The organism is Microbacterium sp. NPDC089696, assembly GCF_044749125.1.
GTDB lineage: Bacteria > Actinomycetota > Actinomycetes > Actinomycetales > Microbacteriaceae > Microbacterium.
The window spans coordinates 141035-157562 of record NZ_JBIVHF010000003.1; the positions used below are offsets into that span (position 1 = coordinate 141035).

A 16528-nucleotide genomic window follows, 5' to 3' on the forward strand; every position below is an offset into this window, starting at 1 on the left:
GCTTAGCGACCGAGCTTCGCGCCGATAGGATCGATGACACCACGTGATGAAGGGGGTCGGCCATGTCGAACGGCGACGAGAAGTACTGGTACAACCTGAATACCAAGCAGGTCGAGTTCGGCATGCTCTCGCCGTCGGCGGATCGCGTCGGGCCGTTCGACACCGAGGCCGAGGCGGCTCACGCCCCCGAGAAGCTGCAGGAGCGAGCGCGTGCCTGGGCCGACGAGGACGCCGCCGAGGACGGCTGGGACGCCCCCAGCAGCAAGGACGCCGAATAACCGATGGACAAGCAGCGGGATTTCGTCCTCCGGACGATCGAGGAGCGCGGCGTCAAGTTCGTGCGTCTGTGGTTCACCGATGTGATCGGCACGCTCAAGTCGGTCGCGATCGCACCGGCCGAGGTCGAGGGGGCCTTCGCCGAGGGCATCGGCTTCGACGGCTCGGCGATCGAGGGGCTCACGCGCAGCTACGAGTCGGATCTGCTCGCACAGCCCGACCCCACCACCTTCCAGACGCTGCCGTGGCGCGGCGAGATCGACCCGACGGCGCGCATGTTCTGCGACATCACGACGCCGGACGGACGTCCTGCCGTCTCCGACCCGCGGCATGTGCTCAAGCGCACCCTCGCGAAGGCCGCCGACGCCGGGTTCACGTTCTACACGCATCCCGAGATCGAGTTCTACCTGCTGAAGTCCTCGTCGTTCGGGCCGGAAGGACCCGTCCCGGTGGACTCCGCCGGCTACTTCGACAACGTGCCCGGCGGCACGGCGCACGACTTCCGGCGTCGCTCGGTGCGGATGCTGGAGGACCTCGGCATCTCCGTGGAGTTCAGCCACCACGAGGGCGGGCCCGGACAGAACGAGATTGACCTGCGCTACGCCGACGCCCTCACGATGGCCGACAACGTCATGACGTTCCGCACGGTCATCAAGGAGGTCGCGATCGAGCAGGGCGTCTACGCGACGTTCATGCCGAAGCCCCTCAGCGGTCAGCCCGGCAGCGGCATGCACACGCACATGTCCCTGTTCGAGGGAGAGCGCAACGCCTTCTACGAGGAGGGGGCGAAGTACCAGCTCTCCAAGACCGGACGGCACTTCATCGCCGGCCTCCTGAAGCACGCGAACGAGATCGCGGCGGTCACGAACCAGTTCGTCAACTCGTACAAGCGCCTCTGGGGCGGCGACGAGGCGCCGAGCTTTGTGACCTGGGGTCACAACAACCGCTCCGCGCTGGTGCGCGTGCCGATGTACAAGCCCAACAAGGGCGGGTCCTCGCGAGTGGAGTACCGTGCGCTCGACTCGGCGGCGAACCCGTACCTCGCGTACGCGCTCATGCTCGCCGCCGGGCTCAAGGGCATCGAAGAGGAGTACGAGCTCCCGCCCGAGGCCGAGGACAACGTGTGGTCGCTGAGCGACGCCGAGCGCCGTGCGCTGGGCTACGCCGCGCTGCCCGCGAGCCTCGACCACGCGCTCGAGTACATGGAGGGGTCGGAGCTCGTCGCCGAGACCCTGGGCGAATCGGTCTTCAACTACGTGCTGCTGAACAAGCGCAAGGAGTGGGAGGCCTACCGCGGCCAGGTCACGCCGCTGGAGCTGAAGAACAACCTCGAGCTGCTCTGAGCGCCGCGCATGGCCCGTTCGGACGATTCCGTCTCCCTCTCCGCGCTGGCCAGGCTCGGGTTCGCCGAGCTCAGTGAGGCCTCGGCGAACCTGACCGAGCTCGCGGATATCCTCGGGAGGGACCGGGCCGCTCTGGTCGCCGAGGCCTCTGCCGCCGATCCTGACGCGGCGGTGGAGGGGATGCTGCGTGTGGCGCGTCGCGACCCCGCTCCGCTCCGGGAGCTTTTCCACGACCACGAGTCGCGACGGCGCACCTGGCGCGTGTTCGGGGCGTCGGAGGGTCTGGCGGACTTCTTCCTCCGGCATCCCGAGGAGCTCTCCGTCCTGGGGGAGCAGCGGGACTCCCTGCCGACCGCCGGAGAACTGCACGATCTGCTGCTCGGTGCGGTGGACGCCCGTGACGGCTTCGCGGCGTCGGGCGACGACGACGCCGTCGTGGCGCTGCGGGTCGCCTATCGTCGCGGTCTCGCGGCGATCGCGGCGTTCGACCTCAGCGCGCACAACCCCGTCATGGTCGTGGGCGATGTCGCTGCGGCTCTCGCGGACATCGCGGGTGCCGCTCTCGAGGCGTCGCTGGCCGTCGCGCGGCGTCGGCTCGCGCAGACGCTCCGCGAGGAGCAGGTGGCCGCCACCCGACTCGCGATCATCGGCATGGGCAAGTCCGGCGCCCGCGAGCTCAACTACGTGAGCGACGTCGACGTGATCTTCGTGGGCGGAACGCTCGACGACGACGTGGTCGACGAGCCGCGGGCGATCGACATCGCGACGCGACTCGCGCGCGAGACCATGCGTGGGCTCGGCGGTATCGAGGCCGAGCCTCCGCTGTGGGAGGTGGATGCGGCTCTCCGACCCGAGGGCAAGCAGGGTGCCCTCGTGCGCTCCCTGGCGTCGCACGTGGCCTATTACGACCGGTGGGCGAAGAGCTGGGAGTTCCAGGCTCTGCTCAAGGCCCGGCCCCTCGCCGGCGACGCCGGACTCGGGGCCGAGTACATCGCGGCCTTGCAGCCCAAGGTGTTCTCCAGCGCGGCGCGGGAGAACTTCGTCGACAGCGTGCAGCGCATGCGCGAGCGGGTCATGGAGTACATCGACCCGGAGGACGCGCCCTACCAGCTGAAGCTCGGCGCCGGCGGCCTGCGCGACATCGAGTTCACGGTGCAACTGCTGCAGCTCGTGCACGGGCTCACGGACGAGCGTCTGCGCACCCGAGGCACGCTCGAGAGCATCGACGCCCTCGTCGAGGGCGGCTACATCGGACGGGCGGAGGCCGGCACGTTCGCCGACGACTACCGCATCCTGCGGCTCATGGAGCACCGTCTGCAGCTGCGCGAGCTGAGCCGTACGCACCTCATGCCGCGCACCCCCGCCGGTCGTCGCGTGCTGGCGCGCAGCACGGGGCTCGCGGACTCGGCGGAGATCATCTGGGCGCGGTGGGAGTCCGTGCGACGCGAGGTGCGCGACATCCACACGCGCCTGTTCTACCGGCCGCTGCTCAGCGCGGTCGCGGCGCTGCCCGAGGACGAGCGCACCCTCTCGACCGAGCAGGCGCACGACCGCCTCATGGCGATCGGGTTCCGGGATCCCGCCGGGGCGCTGCGTCACATCGGCGCGCTCACGACCGGGCTGAGCCGCAAGGCGACGATCCAGCGGCACCTCATGCCGGTGATGGTCAAGTGGTTCTCCGACGGCAGCGACCCCGATTACGCGCTGCTCGCGTTCCGTCGGATCAGCGAGCGTCTCGGCGACACTCCGTGGTTCCTGCGGATGCTGCGTGACTCGTCCGGGGCGGCGGAGAGCCTGACCCGGCTGCTGTCCTCGTCGCGCTACGTCGGCGAGCTCATGGAGTGGATCCCCGAGTCCGTGGCGTGGCTCGACAGCAGCGACCTGCTGCGCCCTCGGAGCGGTGCCGCGCTCGACGAGGAGGCGCGGGCGATCCAGACCCGGCACGCCAGCGTGTCCGACGCGCTGCAGGCCGTGCGCGCTCTGCGTCGACGCGAACTGCTGCGCACCGCGATGGGCGGCGTGCTCGACGTGCTCACGATCGAACAGGTCGCGACCTCGCTCACCGAGATCACGGATGCGTCGATCCAGGCGGCGCTCCGGGCGGTGCGCCGGGAGATCGTGCCGGAGGAGGACGACGCTCTCGACTTCGCCGTGATCGGCATGGGGCGCTACGGCGGGGCGGAGCTCGGATTCGGCTCCGACGCCGACGTCCTGTACGTGTACGACGCGAACGGCGTCGACCCGCAGCGCGCGCAGACGCTCGCGACGAAGATCGTGGCGGGCCTGCGCGAGCACCTCACGGATCACCGCGTGCCGCTCGACCTCGACGCGGACCTGCGGCCGGAGGGACGCAACGGCCCGCTCGTGCGGACCCTCCAGGCGTATGCCGAGTACTACCGTCGGTGGTCGCTCTCCTGGGAGGCTCAGGCTCTTCTCCGCGCACGCGGGGTCGCGGGCAGCGCCAAGCTCATCACGGCGTTCACGGAGCTCGCGGACAGCATCCGCTACCCGGCGTCGATCGATCTGCAGGGCACGCGGGAGATCAAGCGCATCAAGGCGCGGGTCGAAGGGGAGCGCCTTCCGCAGGGCGTGGATCCGCGGCGGCACCTGAAGCTCGGCCCGGGCACGCTCAGCGACGTCGAATGGCTCGTCCAGCTCATCCAGCTGCAGCACGCGCACCGCGTGCCGGCGCTGCGCACCACGTCGACGATCGCCGCGCTCGACGCCGCCGTCGGCGCCGATCTCGTGCCGGCCGACGCCGCCGAGCTGCTGCGCGACGCGTGGCTGCTGTCGAGCCGTCTGCGTTCGGCGATCACGCTGTACACCGGACGAACGAGCGACGCGCTGCCGACGGATCCGCGCGACCTCGACGCGATCGGTCGGCTCCTCGGCTACCCCGACCGGTCGGCGAGCGTGCTCGAGGACGACTACCTCGGCGTCACCCGTCGCGCGCGGCGCGCCTTCGAGCAGCTCTTCTACGGCTGAGCGGGCGTGCGACGACGGTCGAGCCGTGTCGAGTTGCCAAGCGGCCGGGTTTGGAACAGGCTGACCTCATGACGATCTCGAAGCTCGGTGTGATCTGGAACCCCTCGAAGTCCGACGGGGAGCAGCTCCGCTCCCACGTCGCCGACGTCTTCGGCGCGGACGAGGGCGGCATCGGGGTCGAGTGGTGGGAGACCAGCCCTGAGGACCCCGGTCGCGGCATGGCCGAGAAGGCCGTGGCCGCCGGCTGCGACGTGGTCGTGGCGGTCGGGGGAGACGGCACGGTGCGCGCGGTCGCGGAGGCGCTGGCCGGAACGGACGCCGCTCTCGGCATCGTCCCGAAGGGCACGGGCAACCTTCTCGCGCGCAACCTCGAGGTGCCTCTCAACGATGTGCCCGCCGCGTTGCGCCGTGTGCGAGACGGGGAACCCCGCACGATCGACATCGGCTGGGTCGACCGCGACGGCGAGGAGCACGCCTTCGTCGTCATGGTCGGGTTCGGGATCGACGCGCAGATGCTCGTCGAGACCGACGACGACCTCAAGAGCAAGGCCGGCTGGCTCGCCTACGTCGAGGCCATGGGACGTGCCCTCGCCGGCACCGAGATGACCGACATCACCGTGACACTCGACGACGGCGAGCCACAGGAGCTGCACGGCCACACCATGCTGATCGGCAACTGCGGCATGGTGCAGGGCGGCATCCGGCTCCTCCCCGACGCCGTGCTCGACGACGGTCAGCTCGACATGCTCCTCGTGAGCGCCGACGGTCCGCTGCAATGGCTCGACACCGTGCGCTCGGTCGTCTGGGAGAACGGCATCCGTCGGATCTTCGGCGGTGTGGACCAGGCCGTGAGCACCGATTCCACGACGCACGTCGCCGCCGAGCGCATCGCGGTCACGCTGTCCTCGCCCCAGATGTTCGAGATCGACGGCGAAGAGGTCGGAGAGGTGTCCGAGTTCGGCGTGCGGGTCCAGCCCGCCGCGCTCACCGTCCGCTGAGGGTGCCGGGCGGGACGAGCTTGCTGTCCTGACTCGGGAACACGACCTTCTGCACGATGATGATGATGCTCGCCGCGACGGGGATCGCGACGAGCGCGCCGAGGATTCCTCCGAGCGCGCCGCCGGCGACCGCCGCGATCACCACGAGGGCACCCGGTACGGCGACCGCCTTGTTCATGATGCGCGGCGAGAGCACGTATGCCTCGATCTGCATGTACACGAGGTAGTAGATGAACGCGATGAGCGCGGTGATCGGGCTCACGATCAGGCAGATCAGCGAGTTGATGATCGAGGCGCTCAGGGTTCCCACGAGAGGGATCATCGAGCCGATGAACGCGATGAGCGCGAGGAGCGCGGGAACCGGGGCGCCGATGATCGTCAGCATGATCAGGCTCAGGATGCCGTTGATCGCCGCAAGGCTCGCCTGCCCCATGACGTAGCGGCCCACGGCGCCCGAGACGTCCTCCAGGAGACCGCCGAAGGTCTCGCGCTGGTACGCGGGGACGAATCGCGTCGCGACCTTCTTCATGCTGCGCAGGGACGCCATGAAGTACAGCGTGAGGATCAGGACGATCGTGACTCCGGTGAACCCGCCGGCGATGCCCGCGCCCACGGCGAAGACGCCGCCGCTGATGTTGAGGATGTTGCCCGGGTCCTGGATGAAGCTGAGCACGCCCTGCGCCGCGTCGTCGAACGTCGAGCCGAACTGCTCGCTCACGTCCGTGAACCAGGCGCTGTTCATGAAGTCCTGGACCATCTTGGGCCCGTCCTTCACGAGGTTCGTGATCTGCTCGACGAGGATCGGGACGATCGCGAGCAGAATCCCGGCGAACGCGAGCACGACGACGGCGACGACGATCGCCACCGCGGCACCGCGCGGGAGCTTCTTCTCGATCCAGGTGACGATCGGATCGAGCCCGAGTGCGAGGAAGAGCGCGACGCCGATGTAGACGAGCACGGTGGCGAGCTGGTTGACGACCGCGCCCAGCAGCAGCGCGACGAGAACGCCGAGCGCTCCGAGGAGTCCGAACGTGAACGGGTTGATACGGGCGATCGCCGCCGCCGCGGTCTTCGGCTGGTTCTGCTGCGTCTCCGCCGCCGCCACCCGCGCCTTGATCATCTTGCGACGCATGATGCCCCCTCTGGATCTTTCCGACCTCTCAGTTGATCACCGCGAAGGGACCCGGTCAAGCGAGGCGCGCCGGGCTGGCGTCGACCGGCTCCCGAGTGGTAGGCGCCGGTTCCGGCGATGTCGGCGGCGTGTGCGAAGCTCTGCGCATGGAGACGCTCACGCTTCGCCCGTGGTCGGATGACGATCTGCCGATGCTCCGCATCGCGAACAGCGCAGCCATGACCGCTCACCTGAACGGACCCGAGAGCGGGCAGCAGGTCGACGAGCGACACGCGAGATACCTGGGGCTGACCGACCCCGCAGAGGCCCGGATGCTCGTGATCGACGATGCCGACGGCCGGGCTCTCGGGGCGATCGGCTACTGGTCCGTCGAGTGGCGAGGCGAGCCCGCCTTCGAGACGGGCTGGTTCGTGCTTCCCGAGGCGCAGGGCAGGGGAGTGGCGTCCGCGGCCCTGACGCTGCTGATCGAGGTCGCTCGCGTCCATCGGGGCGATCGCCGACACCTCGTGGCCTTTCCCGGCGTCGACAACGCGGCGTCCAACGGCGTGTGTCGCCGCAACGGCTTCTCCCTCGTCGGCTCGTTCGAGGAGCAGTTCCGCGGTGCCGATCTCGCCGTCAACGAGTGGGCCCTGGACCTGGACGGCTGGTACGCCTGAACCGCGAGCCGTGATCGGTCCGCGTCACGGACGCTGACGACTCGCGATCAGATCGGTGAGGCGCTGCACTTCTGCGGGGTCCGCGTCGCGGGCGAGAGCGACGTAGTGGTCCATGACGCCGGGGCGATAGCGCACCGGCAGCGTCTGACCGGCGGACAGCCGGGTGAGCTCGGTGATCGTGAAGGCCTCGTCGGCGATGCCTCGGAACGACGGGCCCTCCGCCGTCTCCACATCGAGCATCAGCGCCAGACGCGGATTGTCGTTGATCTCCCGCCAGTCGACGAGTGTGCCGATCGCGAGTACGCCGCCGTACAGTTCTTCGATGCGCGCGCGGGCAGCACGGCTCAGGAGCGGGTTCGGTGCGATGCCCGGGAAGTCGGGACCGACGCCGAGGGCCTCCCGGCTCAGATCGGGACGCAGCTGCTCCATCATCGCGTCGAGCCTGGCTTTTTTCTTCGAACCGAACATCTCGAGCCCTCCCGTCTGCGCGTGCTCTCGTCCGGCGCGTCGCTGTCACCGCGATTCTAGAGGGGCTCACGCACGGCACGCAGAAGCGCCCCCGGAGCGGATGCTCCGGGGGCGCTTCCCGACGATCGATCAGACGCCGAAGTACAGCTCGTACTCTGCACGGGTGGTTGGCCGATGACGGGGACCACCGAGATCCGCGTCTTTCCGGCCTTCTGGGTGATGGGAAGTAATGGCTAGGGGTGTGCTGCAACGATGGTTCTGCGGACTTTCTGCGGACTGAGCGTGATCTTTCCGGCCTCTGCCATGGTGTCTACAGTCCGGGTCGGGTAGTGACGCGGCTGTCGTGCACCCATGCGGTCACTTCGGCGAGATTGTAGAGAACGACCTTCCCTCGATCGCCAGTCGGCTTGAAGTAGGGAGGGTCGAGGCGCTGCTTGCGGCGTTCGCTCAAGATCTCCTCTGTCATCCCCGGGAGGAGAGAGCAGACCTGCGCCGGTGACAGCCACTGTGAATCAGTCATGCCGAATATCTTGGCGGCTGCAGGTAGGTCTTGCCGTCGAGGCCCGTCACGCGCAGCGGCTCGGGAGCCGGCATGTCGGCAGGAATCGCAACGAGGCGATTGGCGCCGTCGAACCGGCGCGAGATGAGCTTGATTCTGCCAGCACCGGCAAGCTTGTGTGCCGCCCGCCTGATTGCGTTCTGGTCGGCGTGGGTCTGGTCGGGGCCTGTGAGTACGAGCGCCTTCCCTTGATCGGTTCGCTCCAAGATCGCACGCTGCCAGATGCCGGGTCCACGGGACATGCTCGCTCCTAAGTGTTGTGCTGCGGTAAATGTACACAGCACAACACTTAGATGTCAACGCTAGAGCTCGGTGACGTCGATCGGTCGTTCTCGCAACCATCTAATGAGTTCCTCCACCATGATGACCGGCTTCGTGTTCGCGTAGGACGGCATCAGCTCGAGGCGTTTCACGGCTTTCTGGATTGAGTCGACGCTGTACCCGGTCACCTTGGCCGCATCTCGAAACGAGAGCGACAAAACCAGCGGGTGGGTTCCTTCGAGGCGAAGCACGTCGAGCTCTTCCCGGACGACTCGACGAACCATCGTCTCGATCTGCTCGGCGGTGTCCCTGGCTAACATGATCGGAAGGCTAGGCCACCTGAAGCCCCGATGCATAGGGGCTCTCGCGCCCGCCTGTCGATGCTGACAGGTAGCCCGTCGACATCGGCGGAAAGATGATTTGTCGGGGTCGACGGATCATCTCGGCGGACCCGACAAGATGATCTGGCCGACCATGCTGGCGGCTCCGACAAGATGGTCACTGGTCAAAAGGCTAAGCACTGGTTAGGGCATAGGGGGTGCGAGATCTGCACACCCTCGAAGGGTCTCCACAGTATGGAGTGGGGGTCCGCACAATCTGCGTACCCCCTCAGATCATTTTCGTGGGGTCACGAGAATGGTGTCCGCGGTCAGCGGGTTCGCTTCGCAAGCGCGCTCGGTGGCTGAGCCCACGCGTCTGGCTTCGGGTGCTTGAGCGGGGCGATCTCGTCAGTCCTGTCGGTCCCAAAGCGTTCGGTGAGCGCGGCAGACAACATGATGTCCTGAGTGGTGAGCCCCAGGAACTCAGCTACCTTGTCGAGCTCGGGAATGGTGAACGGATAAGCCCCGGACAGGCGTCCCCCGACCGTGACTCTGCTCAGTCCCAGCGCAACGGCCAGATCGCTCGACTTCTTCCGCGCTCGCGCCATCTCTGCCCTGACGGCGCCCGCGATTGCATCCTTCGTTTCCATGCAGCGCACGATACTCAGAAATCGTGTCAGCATGTGCTGACCCCGATTAGAACACATGTTCGATCCTTGCTATTCTGAGTTCTCGGCCGGAGGAAGGATGCCGGCATGGGGACGAGCGGACGCGGTGCCTGAAGCGTGGGCATAGGCTGATGGACATGCTGACCAAGAAGACTGCGATTCCCGCGGCCTCGATAGTGACCTTGCTAGTTCTCGTTGGGTGCGCTCCCGCCTCGGAGTCAAGCAGCACTCCGGTTGCATCATCGCCAACTGCGTCGCCGACCTCGCCAACGCCTGAGCTCACAGAACCGGCGGTGGATCTTCCCACAGCCGATACCATCAGCTGCGATTCGATGCTCGATCCGGTGGTGGACGAGGAGCTCCGCTCGAGAGATCTTCTACCGTCCCCAAAACCATGGACGCAGTTCAATTTTGAGCCGTCAGGGGCTGCGCTGGAATGCCCCTGGGGCATCTCGGGTTCGGTGGAGTCCGCTGAATACTTTGCGTGGTCCGCGCTATCGGAAGGAGAAAGCGACGAGTTCATCTCCTTGGCCGAAGCGAACGGGTACAAGGTCACGCAGGACGAGCGCGGACGTTGGCTCGAATCAGACCACGACGTTACCCCTCCACTCGAACCAGCCGTGCTCGTCACCGATACGTGGATCGCGATCGCCAACACACCAGAGCTCATCGACGCAATCCGCTGGGTGCACTGACGCTCACCGTGGGACGAGGGTGACCCAAACTCAGCTCTACGCAAATACAGCAACACCTGCGGTGTGAGCAGCAACGAGGATGAATGACCAGCCCACAGCCATCGCGCTTCTCGGGATCATCGATCAAGCTAGCGCTGGATTCCTCGCTCACTTGGTGTGGAGTCGCAGCGCCATGGCGCGTACTCTGCCGGGATGATGGCTTTGACGACGGCGGCGACGCACCTGTACCCGGGCGCGCACCTCTCGGCCGCGGAGAAGTTGATCGCTCCGGTCGACGTCGTTGTCGTCTTCGGTGGGACGAATCCGACCGGCGGTCGAGTCGAGGAACTTGCGAACGGAGAGATGGCGCTTCGCCTCGAGGAGTACGTCACTCTCGCCGGCACTGTGATCGCCGCGAAGAGTTGGTTGGTGCGTCGCGAAGGTCCGGGCCTCATCGTGACGGGACGTGACTCTTGACGCGCTGTGCTGGTCGCCGTCTAGGCCGCAGCGGACCCGGGAAGTTCGAGAACCTCGTCCACGAGCTGAATGCCGCCGGTGGAGTTCGCCGACTGCATGAGCTCTTCAACCCACTTCATGTTCAGCTCTGGCTGCACCGGGTCGTCAAAGGTGAAGCGGAGAGGTATCGAAGGGTGGATCCAGATCGTGGATCGTCCTCGAGCGTCGCCCTCTGGATGAGTCCAGGAGAGGGTGAAGCTCTCGTTCCGGCGGAGTTTCGTCGCAATGACAATCTTGAGGTGGGCGAGTGCCCTGTCCTCGATGTGTACGGGGTCGTCTGATATCCCGTAGTGAAGAGTCGCCATGGGCTAACAGTAGCCGCATTCTGGACGTTGTCTAACTACGTTAGGTAGTTCGTGTGCGGTGGGTGTTCGGATGTGGCTGTCTTCGATGGCTCGCTTGGCTAGGCGATGATGCTTGGGGTTGTGGGTGATCGGACGTACCATTCAGGAACGCGCAGGGCCGGGACTCGTTCAGGTCGAGCGCGACGACGGTCGATTCAGCCGGGTAGGGGGATCCGCGAGCGTCTCTGGGGGACGTGTCCAAGCTGCTCGTCCGGACAAGTGATCCGGCCCCTCGCTCTGGGGATGGAGGGGCCGGATCACTACTGCGTGGGATCGTTTCGAGGTTCAGTCTGGGGAACTGTCATCTCTGAGGGACCCTGACCTCACCCGACTGGGGATCGGGTTGATTGAGCACAACATTACTAGGCTGCCTAGGAAAGAGGAAGGGTGGCCTTCCTGGGCCTGAGAGCCGACAACCCGGCCTTTCGAGGGAGATCGACCGGGCTGCCGCAGCAGAGAGTGGTGAGGGCCACGACTCCGCCTCTCGGATCCTAAGACCAGAGCGGTCGCGTTTGCTGGGGATTGACTTGCGCTTGATGAACGAGTTGGCTTTCATGGTCGTCTCGCACGAGTCTCGAATCTCTCATCCACCACCACCGGTCCCAGGGATACGAGGGCCATTCCGCCCCAACCCAGGAAGCACTGACCGATGACAGATGAAGCAACTGCACGTGCGGCCGTCGACGAAAGCCGTGAGCGGCTCGACGCCATCGTGCACGAAGTCGCCGACGAGTACAGGCGGTTTGTGAGCGACGCTCTCGAGCAGCTCATCGAGCTCACCGTGATCGAGCAGTACGACCGCACGATCAGCAAGGATCCGATCGAACTCAAGTTCCTCAGACTCCAGATCACAGGCGCTCGGCAAGATGCGATCGATCACGTTGACGATCGAATTGGGATACTCGATCTCGCGGCGCTCTCTGAAAAAGCAGAACCGGGCGTCAGTGGTGAGAGCTTCATTGACTACGACCGGATCCTGTCGCCGCTCCTGGAACCGACCGGCGAACTCCTCGCTGGGGCTGGGTACTCCACGAGCGCTTTTTCCTCCTTGCGGTCCGGCGTCAAGTACAGCATCACCCGCATCCCCCGGATCGGCTCGGAAGCCGCTACGGCCACTCGCAAGCTCGACGCCGCTCTAGAGGAATACGGCAAAGCCCGGAAAGCAGTTCGGGAGCTGCAGCGAGAACAAGACCGGGACGCAGCACGCAAAGCGTGGAGAGCCGCCCACTAGCGGCCGGGACTGCCTGCTCCTATCGACGCGAGCATGTCGGGCGTGCGACACTCACGCCATGATCTTCAGCGGAGTGGCGTCAGTGCAACATTTCGCAGAACACCTGGGTGAGTTAGAAAGCACGGATCCCGCGGATGTTGAAGCTCACGCCGCAGCGAACCTGAGTGAGGATTAGTCGCGACAGTTGAGCGCTAGTTCTGTTTGCCGGCGCCAACGCCATGCTTGGCCTCAAACGTACGGAGCTTGCGGCGGTAGTCGAACCACTGCTTCACTCCGTAGAGCGCGAGGGCGACCGTGCCGGCAAGTAGAATCCAGTCCCAGATATCGGTGATATCGAGAACGACGATCCGCACCGCCGACAACGCGCCCCATCCGATCATCCAGATCAGCGCGGCGATGCGAGACCTTCCGAGCTCGTGACGCTGTTGGATCAGCGACGGGGCCGGTTCTCCTGCAGGCTCGCTCATGCGCAGAGCATATCGGTGGGGATCGGAACCAAGGCAAGTGGCTCCGATCCCCGCACTCAGTATGTCGCTCAGCGCACACCGGGCACAGAGCGAACCCCGCGCCTGGTGATCTGCATGTTGCGTTCGTCGTACTGGGCGATGTGACCGTTGATGATGCGAGCGAGTCCGTCGCCGCCGATCTCGAGCTGGCCTGTGATCGAGAGGCCGTCGAGTGAGATGGGCTGCTGAGGGACGGCATATCCACCCCCACCGCCGCCGAGGTCCACGCCGCGCACGTAGACCGGCTGTGCCTCGGGCTTGGCGAACATGAGGCTCGAGCGCCATGCTTCGACTGCTTCATGACCACCCGCGGCCCGCACCTCGGCGGCGGCGATGACGTGCTCGCCATTCGACAGCTTCGCATTGACGTCATCGGACGTTCCCGATCCGGGGCCGATCACTCGACCACCACCCGCGAACGCAGAGACGGTCTTGGAGCCCACCTGGAATGACTGGTTTCCGGTCTCGGCATCGACGAACACCTTCACGCGCCGGCCGTTGTTGAGCATCACGAACTTGTCGACCTGCGACTGTGCCGCCGCCGTCTCCACCAGCATCGCGATCTCCTTCTCGGAGGGCATCTGGAAGATCCTGTCAGCGAGAGCCTGCACCTCGCCGGCGTTGTAGCCCGCCGCCGTGGCGCTGTCGATAAACGCCTGCTTCTGAGCCGCGAGAGTGCCGTTCCACTTCTTCGCGGCGTCGTCCGCCGACATCGTCGCCAGATCCTGCTCGAACTGCGCTTCGGCAGCGTCACGGGCCTTCTCAGCGAGGTCACCCATCGCCGCGGCGTTCGCGGACCCGGCGACAGTGCTTTCATCGAGGGAGACTCCCGCCTTCTCGGCCTGCGCGCTGAGTCCGTCGAGCGCGGATAGGTAGTTCGCGTTGGCCGTGATCGCATCGACTGCGACGCCGTTGGCATCGTTGATCCGCTGGATCAGGTCGGAGAGCTTCGTGTTCAGGTCCGACACGGCGTCTGCTTCGGCCGTGTACGCCTCTGCAGCAGTGTCTGCGGCATCGGAGCTCTCGCTGGTCGCCGCGGCCTTGTCGCGGGCCGCCTGAGCGGCCTGGTCGATGGCTCCGGTCTCCTTCTCGATCTCCCCGCGGAGGTACTGCGCCGACGACTGGAGCTTGATCGACTCGGAGTCCCAGAAGTTGTACGCGTCGATCGCATCCTGTGTCTTTGCATTCACCTCGTCGAGCGCGTCCGCGTTGCCCTCGATCGCCTTGCGGACGACGTCGAGCGAGATCCCGAGATCCTTGGCGGCATCGGATGCGGCGTTGCCCTCGAGCCACAGGAACCCGTTTTGCTTCATCGTGAGGTTCTCGGCGATCAGATCCCGGGTCGCGTCGGTGATCTCGTGCGTCCCATCCGCGAGCGTGGCCGCGTACGACTGCGCCTTCTGCTGTGCCCGCTGATGCTCGGCCGCAAGCTCGCCGACGATCATGAACAGGCCTCCGAGAGCGAGCCCCGCAGCGCCGGCTGTCAGCGAGATGCCCTTCATGGACAGCCCCGCCTGCTGGACGGTGTTTTTCAGCTCGAGGTACTTGGGAACGGCGAGCAGGGCCGCGCCGCCCGAAAGCGTTACCGCGGCCGTGGCGCCGCCGACCGCCATCACTGCCGCTTGCACTCCGGACGGCATGTCGTTGTACAGCCCCACAAGCCCTGTGAGCGCCTGTGCCATCGTGCGGAGCGTGTCATTCGCCGTCGACCCGGTGTCGATCAGAGCGGTCTCCATAGCGCCTCCGAGCGCCTCCAGGTCGCCCTTGAGGTTGTCGAGTCGGAGAGCCGCAGTCTCGGCCGCATAGCCCTGGTCGTCGACAGCGTCCGTCCACTCGCTGATTCCCTCCGCGCCCTGCTGGTACAGCACGGTCGCCGCGCGCACCGCATCGGCGCCAAACACGGTCTTGAGCGTGGCGTTCTGCTGCTCGGTCGAGAGTCCCGAGAGGCCCGCCTTCAGCTTGCCGGCGTACTCCGACAGCCCGACGAAATTGCCCTGAGCGTCGTAGGCCTCGATGTTGTAGTCCTTCATCGCCTGAGCCGCCGCCGCCGACGTAGGCGTGAGCGATTGCAAGAGGGTCTTGAAGCTCGTCCCGGCATCCGAACCGAGCAGACCCGCCGCCGCGAACGCCGACAGACCGGCCGTCGTCTCCTCGATCGACAGACCCGTCTGCTTTGCCACGAGAGCGGACTGGTTGAGCGCCTGTGCGAGATCCGTGACATCTCCCATCGCTTTTCCTGCACCCGCAGCGAGAAGATCGGCGACGTGGGACATCTGCGCACCGTTGAGATTGAACTGCTGCAGAGCTGTCGCCGCGATCCCCGCCGCCGTCGCTACGTCGAGACCGCCAGCGGCAGCAAGATCGAGAGCACCCGTCAGGCCGCCGCCAAGGATATCCGCCGTCGAGACGCCCGCCTTCGCGAGCTCCTCGATCGCCGCCGCCGACTCCGTCGCCGAGAACACCGTCGACTCGCCGGCGTCGAGTGCCGCCTGTCGCAGATCGGCCATACCGCTCTGTGACTCGTGGGTCGCAGCCTGCACGTTGCTCATCGCCGCATCGAAATCCATGGACGATTTCACGGCCATCGTAAAGCCCGCTGCCAGAACGGTCCCCACCGCCACGGCGGCCACCCCAACGGCATTGAACGCGTCCGAATAGGCCTTCGCACGATCGGTCGCCGTCTCGACCTCTTTGCCCGTCTTCTTCGTCTCCTCAGCGGCCTCCTTCATTGCCTGCTTGTAACTGTCGACGGCCGCACTTAAGCGGACCCGCACCACGCGTTCAGCCATTTGCGGCCTCCTTCAGTTCTCGCGTCCATCGACGCGTCGCATCCTCGAGCTGCTCCCGCAGCCGGTCGATCTTCTCGGGCACCAACCGACGCTGAGGGTCGGTGAGGTCGTACACCGTCATCGCGTTCGCAGCCCGGAACGCCAGCGTGACAACGAGTTCTCCGAGGTCGCGCATCAGGTTCTCTGACGAGTCCTCGAGCTCTCCCAGGATCAGTGACGTGTCCTCAGATCCGGCGCGGTGTACATACACCTCGATGAGCCGGTCAGCGAACCCCTCGATGCGCGGGCCACGTTCCTCGTAGGCGTTCACTTCGCCGCCTTCGCAGCGGCGGCCTTCGCAGCGGCCATCTTCTTCTGGGCCTCGTGCACATAGACGCCCCACACAGCGGCCTGCAGGTTCTGCTTGTCCTCGTGGCGCAGGGAGTCATAGATTTCGCCCCACCGGTAGACCGCTTCCTTCTCGCGTCTCGTCCCTCCGATGACGTACAAGTCGTCCTCAACGTCGCCGTCGACCAACACAACACCGGGATGGTTGCGCGTCACATTCTCCAACTCGAACCAACACCCAAGCTGGTCCCGGTACGCAGGATGGGGGCAGTAGGGCAGCGTGAACTCATCGAACTCGTTCGCGCTGAGATGAGGCATGCGGACGGTCATGATCCTCCCCGACAGCAGCACCTCCACATCCACGGGCGGGTGCTTCATCTTCCGCTCCTCGTCCGCCAGGCGCAGCAGCTCATTGAGGTCAATACCCTTCTTCTCGGTCTTGGCCTCGGTCGTGGTCTTGTTCTTCGTCATGTCG

General features: G+C 66.0%; 18 protein-coding genes. 8 read left to right on the plus strand and 10 right to left on the minus strand.

Annotated elements, in window-relative coordinates; all coding sequences use genetic code 11:
* Positions 1-62 precede the first annotated feature (62 nt).
* The 4 genes from ACIPY8_RS17065 (at position 63) to ACIPY8_RS17080 (ending at position 5602) form a co-directional block, all read left to right on the plus strand.
* On the plus strand, positions 63-278 hold the full coding sequence (locus ACIPY8_RS17065; RefSeq protein ID WP_400820744.1) for an SPOR domain-containing protein: 216 nt from the start codon (positions 63-65) through the stop codon (positions 276-278).
* Positions 279-281: 3 nt separating this feature from the next.
* Entirely contained in the window at positions 282-1619 is a 1338-nt protein-coding gene (glnA, locus tag ACIPY8_RS17070) for a type I glutamate--ammonia ligase (RefSeq protein ID WP_400820747.1), read from the plus strand.
* 9 nt (positions 1620-1628) lie between these two features.
* On the plus strand, positions 1629-4604 hold the full coding sequence (locus ACIPY8_RS17075; protein WP_400820749.1) for a bifunctional [glutamine synthetase] adenylyltransferase/[glutamine synthetase]-adenylyl-L-tyrosine phosphorylase: 2976 nt from the start codon (positions 1629-1631) through the stop codon (positions 4602-4604).
* 68 nt (positions 4605-4672) lie between these two features.
* Positions 4673-5602 (plus strand): diacylglycerol/lipid kinase family protein, encoded by a 930-nt coding sequence (locus tag ACIPY8_RS17080; protein ID WP_400820752.1) that lies wholly within the window; start codon positions 4673-4675, stop codon positions 5600-5602.
* Here ACIPY8_RS17080 and ACIPY8_RS17085 read toward each other — a convergent pair.
* The gene (locus tag ACIPY8_RS17085; protein ID WP_400820754.1) at positions 5589-6734 is read right to left on the minus strand and encodes an AI-2E family transporter; all 1146 of its coding nucleotides are present in this window, start codon (positions 6732-6734) and stop codon (positions 5589-5591) included. The two genes, ACIPY8_RS17080 and ACIPY8_RS17085, sit on opposite strands and share 14 nt — an antisense overlap.
* A 146-nt stretch (positions 6735-6880) precedes the next feature.
* Here ACIPY8_RS17085 and ACIPY8_RS17090 point away from each other — a divergent pair, with 146 nt between their 5' ends.
* Positions 6881-7390, plus strand: a complete 510-nt coding sequence (locus tag ACIPY8_RS17090) for a GNAT family N-acetyltransferase (RefSeq protein ID WP_400820756.1) — start codon at positions 6881-6883, stop codon at positions 7388-7390.
* Between the two features lie 24 nt (positions 7391-7414).
* On the opposite strand, the gene ACIPY8_RS17095 is transcribed toward ACIPY8_RS17090, so the two are convergent.
* The 4 genes from ACIPY8_RS17095 to ACIPY8_RS17110 form a co-directional block, all read right to left on the minus strand.
* Entirely contained in the window at positions 7415-7822 is a 408-nt protein-coding gene (locus ACIPY8_RS17095; RefSeq protein WP_400820759.1) for a hypothetical protein, read from the minus strand.
* A 552-nt stretch (positions 7823-8374) separates the two neighbouring features.
* Positions 8375-8659, minus strand: coding sequence for a hypothetical protein (locus ACIPY8_RS17100; protein ID WP_400820761.1), 285 nt, complete (start codon positions 8657-8659; stop codon positions 8375-8377).
* A gap of 60 nt (positions 8660-8719) precedes the next feature.
* A complete protein-coding gene (locus ACIPY8_RS17105; protein WP_400820763.1) occupies positions 8720-8998 on the minus strand; it encodes a hypothetical protein in 279 nt (92 codons plus the stop codon).
* Between the two features lie 329 nt (positions 8999-9327).
* Positions 9328-9648 carry a helix-turn-helix domain-containing protein gene (locus ACIPY8_RS17110; RefSeq protein ID WP_400820766.1) on the minus strand — a complete coding sequence of 107 codons (321 nt, stop codon included), beginning with the start codon at positions 9646-9648 and terminating at the stop codon, positions 9328-9330.
* Between the two features lie 155 nt (positions 9649-9803).
* Here ACIPY8_RS17110 and ACIPY8_RS17115 point away from each other — a divergent pair, with 155 nt between their 5' ends.
* Positions 9804-10361 carry a hypothetical protein gene (locus ACIPY8_RS17115; protein ID WP_400820768.1) on the plus strand — a complete coding sequence of 186 codons (558 nt, stop codon included), beginning with the start codon at positions 9804-9806 and terminating at the stop codon, positions 10359-10361.
* 192 nt (positions 10362-10553) lie between these two features.
* Positions 10554-10817 carry a hypothetical protein gene (locus tag ACIPY8_RS17120; protein WP_400820770.1) on the plus strand — a complete coding sequence of 88 codons (264 nt, stop codon included), beginning with the start codon at positions 10554-10556 and terminating at the stop codon, positions 10815-10817.
* A 20-nt stretch (positions 10818-10837) separates the two neighbouring features.
* On the opposite strand, the gene ACIPY8_RS17125 is transcribed toward ACIPY8_RS17120, so the two are convergent.
* Positions 10838-11161, minus strand: coding sequence for a hypothetical protein (locus ACIPY8_RS17125; protein ID WP_400820773.1), 324 nt, complete (start codon positions 11159-11161; stop codon positions 10838-10840).
* A 688-nt stretch (positions 11162-11849) separates the two neighbouring features.
* On the opposite strand from ACIPY8_RS17125, the gene ACIPY8_RS17130 reads away from it, so the two are divergent.
* Positions 11850-12431: a hypothetical protein gene (locus tag ACIPY8_RS17130; protein ID WP_400820775.1), complete on the plus strand. Its 582-nt coding sequence runs from the start codon at positions 11850-11852 to the stop codon at positions 12429-12431.
* Positions 12432-12622: 191 nt separating this feature from the next.
* On the opposite strand, the gene ACIPY8_RS17135 is transcribed toward ACIPY8_RS17130, so the two are convergent.
* The 4 genes from ACIPY8_RS17135 to ACIPY8_RS17150 form a co-directional block, all read right to left on the minus strand.
* Entirely contained in the window at positions 12623-12898 is a 276-nt protein-coding gene (locus tag ACIPY8_RS17135) for a hypothetical protein (RefSeq protein WP_400820777.1), read from the minus strand.
* Between the two features lie 68 nt (positions 12899-12966).
* Positions 12967-15726, minus strand: a complete 2760-nt coding sequence (locus ACIPY8_RS17140; protein ID WP_400820780.1) for a phage tail tape measure protein — start codon at positions 15724-15726, stop codon at positions 12967-12969.
* Complete coding sequence (locus ACIPY8_RS17145; RefSeq protein ID WP_400820783.1) at positions 15719-16036, minus strand: hypothetical protein; 318 nt, start codon at positions 16034-16036, stop codon at positions 15719-15721. Before ACIPY8_RS17145 ends, ACIPY8_RS17140 begins: the two co-directional genes overlap by 8 nt.
* Positions 16033-16524 carry a hypothetical protein gene (locus ACIPY8_RS17150; RefSeq protein ID WP_400820786.1) on the minus strand — a complete coding sequence of 164 codons (492 nt, stop codon included), beginning with the start codon at positions 16522-16524 and terminating at the stop codon, positions 16033-16035. The genes ACIPY8_RS17145 and ACIPY8_RS17150 overlap by 4 nt, the downstream gene beginning before the upstream one ends.
* Between the last annotated feature and the right edge of the window lie 4 nt (positions 16525-16528).

Excerpts from the sequence above, each read along its gene's own strand:
- ACIPY8_RS17065 (WP_400820744.1), top strand. The coding sequence starts at position 63 with ATGTCGAACGGCGACGAGAAGTACTGGTACAACCTGAATACCAAGCAG.
- glnA (WP_400820747.1), top strand. The coding sequence starts at position 282 with ATGGACAAGCAGCGGGATTTCGTCCTCCGGACGATCGAGGAGCGCGGC.
- ACIPY8_RS17075 (WP_400820749.1), top strand. The coding sequence starts at position 1,629 with ATGGCCCGTTCGGACGATTCCGTCTCCCTCTCCGCGCTGGCCAGGCTC.
- ACIPY8_RS17080 (WP_400820752.1), top strand. The coding sequence starts at position 4,673 with ATGACGATCTCGAAGCTCGGTGTGATCTGGAACCCCTCGAAGTCCGAC.
- ACIPY8_RS17085 (WP_400820754.1), bottom strand. The coding sequence starts at position 6,734 with ATGCGTCGCAAGATGATCAAGGCGCGGGTGGCGGCGGCGGAGACGCAG.
- ACIPY8_RS17090 (WP_400820756.1), top strand. The coding sequence starts at position 6,881 with ATGGAGACGCTCACGCTTCGCCCGTGGTCGGATGACGATCTGCCGATG.
- ACIPY8_RS17095 (WP_400820759.1), bottom strand. The coding sequence starts at position 7,822 with ATGATGGAGCAGCTGCGTCCCGATCTGAGCCGGGAGGCCCTCGGCGTC.
- ACIPY8_RS17100 (WP_400820761.1), bottom strand. The coding sequence starts at position 8,659 with ATGTCCCGTGGACCCGGCATCTGGCAGCGTGCGATCTTGGAGCGAACC.
- ACIPY8_RS17105 (WP_400820763.1), bottom strand. The coding sequence starts at position 8,998 with ATGTTAGCCAGGGACACCGCCGAGCAGATCGAGACGATGGTTCGTCGA.
- ACIPY8_RS17110 (WP_400820766.1), bottom strand. The coding sequence starts at position 9,648 with ATGGAAACGAAGGATGCAATCGCGGGCGCCGTCAGGGCAGAGATGGCG.
- ACIPY8_RS17115 (WP_400820768.1), top strand. The coding sequence starts at position 9,804 with ATGCTGACCAAGAAGACTGCGATTCCCGCGGCCTCGATAGTGACCTTG.
- ACIPY8_RS17120 (WP_400820770.1), top strand. The coding sequence starts at position 10,554 with ATGATGGCTTTGACGACGGCGGCGACGCACCTGTACCCGGGCGCGCAC.
- ACIPY8_RS17125 (WP_400820773.1), bottom strand. The coding sequence starts at position 11,161 with ATGGCGACTCTTCACTACGGGATATCAGACGACCCCGTACACATCGAG.
- ACIPY8_RS17130 (WP_400820775.1), top strand. The coding sequence starts at position 11,850 with ATGACAGATGAAGCAACTGCACGTGCGGCCGTCGACGAAAGCCGTGAG.
- ACIPY8_RS17135 (WP_400820777.1), bottom strand. The coding sequence starts at position 12,898 with ATGAGCGAGCCTGCAGGAGAACCGGCCCCGTCGCTGATCCAACAGCGT.
- ACIPY8_RS17140 (WP_400820780.1), bottom strand. The coding sequence starts at position 15,726 with ATGGCTGAACGCGTGGTGCGGGTCCGCTTAAGTGCGGCCGTCGACAGT.
- ACIPY8_RS17150 (WP_400820786.1), bottom strand. The coding sequence starts at position 16,524 with ATGACGAAGAACAAGACCACGACCGAGGCCAAGACCGAGAAGAAGGGT.